4 protein-coding genes are annotated in these 4,653 nt (G+C 76.1%); 3 read left to right on the top strand and 1 reads right to left on the bottom strand.

The genetic code is table 11. The features are described from left to right. Nucleotides 1-15 precede the first annotated feature (15 nt). The 3 genes from C6N75_RS27145 (at nt 16) to C6N75_RS27155 (ending at nt 3,325) form a co-directional block, all read left to right on the top strand. Entirely contained in the window at nt 16-681 is a 666-nt protein-coding gene (locus C6N75_RS27145; RefSeq protein WP_105871520.1) for a bifunctional DNA primase/polymerase, read from the top strand. Between the two features lie 110 nt (nt 682-791). Then, a complete protein-coding gene (locus tag C6N75_RS27150; protein ID WP_105871517.1) occupies nt 792-1,691 on the top strand; it encodes an ABC transporter ATP-binding protein in 900 nt (299 codons plus the stop codon). Next, entirely contained in the window at nt 1,688-3,325 is a 1,638-nt protein-coding gene (locus C6N75_RS27155) for a transporter (RefSeq protein WP_105871518.1), read from the top strand. The genes C6N75_RS27150 and C6N75_RS27155 overlap by 4 nt, the downstream gene beginning before the upstream one ends. Before the next feature lie 57 nt (nt 3,326-3,382). On the opposite strand, the gene C6N75_RS27160 is transcribed toward C6N75_RS27155, so the two are convergent. Further along, entirely contained in the window at nt 3,383-4,306 is a 924-nt protein-coding gene (locus C6N75_RS27160; RefSeq protein WP_105871519.1) for an alpha/beta fold hydrolase, read from the bottom strand. Between the last annotated feature and the right edge of the window lie 347 nt (nt 4,307-4,653).

Here is a 4,653-nt window from a genome sequence, read left to right on the forward strand (position 1 = left end):
GAGAGCACCGGAGTCGTGGAAGAGCCCGCCGCCGCCCCGGAGGCCGCGCGCATCCCCCAGCAGCGCGGGGAGCAACTGCTGGACTGCGCCGTGCGGTACGCGGAGGAACGCCACTGGGACGTGCTGCCGGGCACCTGGCTGGAGGCGGTCGACGGCGCGGAGCGGTGTTCCTGCGCGGACGGCGGCTGCCCGCAGCCCGGGGCGCACCCGGCCCGGCCGGACTGGGCCAGCCAGGCCACCGGCAGCGCGACGGCCGCCCGCCGGATGTGGGCCCGGCAGCCCCGGGCGTCGATCCTGCTGCCCACCGGCCGCACCTTCGACGCGATCGACGTGCCGGAGTCGGCCGGCTTCCTGGCGCTGGCGCGGATGGAGCGGATGGACGTCGCGCTCGGCCCGGTCACCTGCACCCCGGACCGCCGGATGATGTTCCTGGTGCTGCCCGGCGGCGCCCCCAAGGTCCCCGACCTGGTGCGCCGGCTCGGCTGGTCCCCGGCCGGGCTGGACCTGCTCACCCGCGGCGAGGGCGGCTATGTGGCGGCCCCGCCGACCCGGGTCGGCGGCCACGGCGCGGTGCAGTGGGTGCGCCGCCCCACCCAGGCCAACCGCTGGCTGCCGGACGCCGAGGAGCTGATCAGCCCGCTGGCCTACGCCTGCGCCCGGGACGCCCGCCCCGCCGGCTGACCCCTCCTGGCCCCGGTCGCCCGCTGCGTAGGGTGGTCCCGGACGGCGGTCGGACCGCATGACGGTCGGACCGTACGACCGTACGACCGCACGACGGGGAGGCGGCAGCCATGGCGGACACCACGACGGACAGGCAGGACGGGCCGGGCGGACGGCCGGACGAGGCGGCGGGCGGGCCGGCGCCCGCGGTCCGGGTCGAGGGGCTGTGGAAGCGCTTCGGCGAGCAGATCGCGGTCGGCGGGATCGACCTGTCGCTGCCGGCCGGCCGGTTCATCGGCCTGGTCGGGCCCAACGGCGCCGGCAAGACCACCACCCTGTCCATGGTGACCGGGCTGCTCCGGCCCGACCAGGGCACCGTGGAGGTCGCCGGCCACGACGTGTGGCGCGACCCGGCCGCGGTCAAGTCCCGGATCGGGGTGCTGCCCGAGGGACTGCGCCTCTTCGAGCGGCTGTCCGGACGCGAACTGCTCGGCTACACCGGCCGCTTGCGGGGGCTGGACGGCGCGGAGACCGATCAGCGCGCCACCCAGTTGCTGGACGTGCTCGACCTGGCCGGCGCCCGGCACAAGCTGGTGGTCGACTACTCCACCGGCATGCGCAAGAAGATCGGGCTGGCGGCGGCGCTGCTGCACAACCCCGAAGTGCTGTTCCTGGACGAGCCGTTCGAGGGCGTCGACCCGGTCTCCGCGCAGACCATCCGCGGGGTGCTGGAGCGGTACACCTCCTCCGGCGCGACCGTCGTCTTCTCCAGCCACGTGATGGAGCTGGTGGAGTCGCTGTGCGACTGGGTCGCGGTGATGGCGGCGGGGCGGGTGCGCGCCCAGGGCCCGCTGACCGAGGTGCGCGGCGACGCGCCGTCCTTGCAGAGCGCGTTCCTGGAGCTGGTCGGCGCACGGGACCGGGACGCCGCCGGCTCCCTGGACTGGCTCGGCGGATCGGCGGGCGGCGCGGCGCCGCGCACCGGCTCCGGCCCCCGTACCGACTCCAACACGGACGGGGGCGCGCGGTGACGTCGCTGACCGGGACCTTCGTCCGGCTGAAGCTGTCGCTGCTGCGCAACGGGCTGCGGCAGTCCTCCAAGCGCACCGCGGCCTACGTCACCTCCGGCGTGCTGGCGCTGCTGTTCGCGGCGGCCCAGTTGCTCGGGCTGGTGCTGCTGCGCGGCAGCGAGCAGGCGCCGGTCGTGGTGGTGCTGCTGACCGCGCTGGTGGCGGTGGGCTGGGCGGTGGTGCCGCTGCTCTTCCCCAGCGGTGACGAGACCCTGGACCCGACCAGGCTGGTGATGCTGCCGCTGCGGCCCCGGCCGCTGGTGCGCGCGCTGCTGGTGGCCTCGCTGGTCGGCATCGGCCCGCTGTTCACGCTCTGCCTGGTGCTCGGCTCGGCGATCGCCCTCGCACACGGGCCGGCCGGGGTCGTGGCGGCCGTGCTCGCCGTGCCGCTGGCGCTGGTGGTGTGCGTGGCGGCGGCCCGGGCGGTGGCCGCGGGCAACGTCCGGCTGCTGACCTCCCGGCGCGGCCGGGATCTCGCCGTGCTCAGCGGGCTGGTGGTCGCGGTCGGCGTGCAGTTCGTCAACTTCGGCTTCCAGCGGCTCAGCCGGGCCGGCGGCCTGGACGCGCTGGAGCCGGTCGCCGAGATCGTCCGGTGGCTGCCGCCGGCATCCGCGCTGGGCGCGGTGGACTCGGCGAGCCACGGCGCGTACGGGACGGCGGCGGCGCAGCTCCTGCTGACCGCGGCGGCGCTCGGCGCGCTGCTGGCGGCCTGGGGGCGCAGTCTGCACCGGCTGATGACCGCGCCCGACGGCTCCACGCTGGCGGCGCTGTCCGCCCCGGCCGGCGGCACGTCCAAGGCCGCCTCCAAGGCCGCCTCCGGGTCCGGCCGGGGGCCCGGGGCGGAGTCCCGCTGGTGGCCGGCCGGGCGGACCGGGACGGTGATGCGGCGGTCCCTGCAATACATGGTGCGCGATCCGAAGACCAAGGCGGCGCTGATCAGTTGGCTGCTGGTCGGGCTGATCGTGCCCCTGGTGAACGCCTTCCAGGGCACCGGGTCGATCTATCTCGCCTGCTTCTCCGCGGGCATGCTGGGCGCGCAGACGTACAACCAGTTCGGGCAGGACGGGGACGCCTTCTGGATGGTGTCGCTGACCATCTCCACCGCCCAGGACGCCTACGTCGAGCTGCGCGCCCGGGCGTACGCGCTGCTGCTGATCGCCCTGCCGTTCACCGCCGTGGTCAATGTGGCCACCGCCGCGACGCTGGGCGACTGGCGGTCGCTGCCGGACGCGGTGGGGCTGTCGCTGGGGCTGCTCGGCGCGATGTTCGCGACCGGGGCGGTGGCCTCCTACCGGGCCCCCTACACCGTGCCGCAGGGCAGCGGCTTCAAGTCGGCGGCGCCCGGGCAGGCCGGCATCGTCTGGATGTCGATCTTCGGCGGGATGGCCGCGGCCGCGGCGCTGTGCGCACCGCTGATCGGGCTGACGGTCTGGGTCAACGTCGCGGACGCGCCCGCCGGCTCGGCCGCGCGCTTCCTGGTGCTGGTGGCCGGGGCGGGCTACGGGCTGCTGCTGGGCTGGGCCGGGCTGCGGTTCGCCGCGCCGCGCACCGCCGCCAGGCTGCCGGAGATCCTGGCCGCGGTCAGCAAGGGCTGAGCACCCCTCTCCTGAAGCGGTGCTCCACACCCTGGAGCCGGCGTCCGCTCGACCTGGTCAGGCGGTCGGGGCGGGGGCGGTGCGGCCGACCGAGTCCAGGAAGGGCTGCACGGCCGCGCGCCAGCCCTCCGGCTGGTCGTGGTGGAGCAGGTGGCCCGCGTCCGCCACCTCGGCGTACGTACCGGCGGGCAGCACCCTCACCATCTCCTGCGCCTCCGCCCGCCCCAGCTCGCCGTCGATGCCGCGGACCACCAGGGCGGGGCAGCGGACCAGTGCGAGGGAGTCCCAGTGCGCGTCGTGCGCCCAGGCGTCCCGGGTGGCGAGCATCAGCCTGCGGGAGAACAGCGGCCGCCAGCCGTCCGGGCCCTCGGCCATGACCTCGGCGAACCAGGCGCCGCGGGCCGGGCTCGGCCGCTCCAGCCACGGGTCGTCCTCGCCGAACCAGCGGCGTACGTCGGCGAGCGTGGCGAACGGCAGCGGCCAGGTGGCGAACCAGTCCTCCCACTCGCGCTGGGAGGCGGCGCCGCGGGCCGAGGCCCGCATGTCGGAGACGACCACCGCGCGCACCAGGTCGGGCCGCTCGGCGGCGAGCTGCCAGGCGGTCAGCCCGCCCATGGCGTGGCCGATCACCACCGCGGGTCCCAGGCCGAGCTGTTCGATGGCGGCGGCCGCGTCCGCGACGTACGCCTCCCGGGTGTACGGGCCGTCGGCCGGCTTGTCGCTGCGCCCGTGGCCGCGCTGGTCGAGGGCGACCACGGCGGGGTGCCGCTCGGCCAGCCAGCGGGCGGTGGAGGCCCAGTGCGAGGCGCGGCCCATCAGCCCGTGCAGCAGCAGGACGCCGGGAGCGCGGGCGGGGCCCGCGGCGGGCGGGCCCGGGGCGGCCTGCTCCCGGTCCTCGTCCCGGTCCTTGGGCGGGTCGGCGTACTCCCAGGCAGCGAGCCGTAAACCGTCGGCTGCGGTCAGGTCGATGCGGCGCACCATGGGTCCTGGCACCCCCTTCTGTCACGTGCCCCGGAAGCCTATCGAACTCTTATTCGAAAACGACGGTTGCGGCGGCAACACCCCTCGTTCGAGTGACCCCGCCCCAGGGTTGACGGCCGCCGCCGAGGGGAGATCTTCCACGGGAGGCGGACCGCTCGGGGAAAAACGGTCCGGCGGGATTGACCCTGAGAGCTCGGGGCTCCGGGTCAGCACAGGGGAGGCGGGACCCCGGCGTCATCCGACGCCGGGGTCCTTCGCTGTCCCCCGGCGGGGGCGAGCCACGAGGCGGCAGGACGCGGGGCCGGGCACGGGGGCGTCCGGGCGGGCCGCCCGGACGCCCCCGTGCC

It is taken from the genome of Streptomyces solincola (genome assembly GCF_002982015.1).
GTDB lineage: Bacteria > Actinomycetota > Actinomycetes > Streptomycetales > Streptomycetaceae > Streptomyces > Streptomyces solincola.

Coding starts and splice junctions, on each gene's coding strand:
- C6N75_RS27150 (WP_105871517.1), top strand. CDS start 792: ATGGCGGACACCACGACGGACAGGCAGGACGGGCCGGGCGGACGGCCG.
- C6N75_RS27160 (WP_105871519.1), bottom strand. CDS start 4,306: ATGGTGCGCCGCATCGACCTGACCGCAGCCGACGGTTTACGGCTCGCT.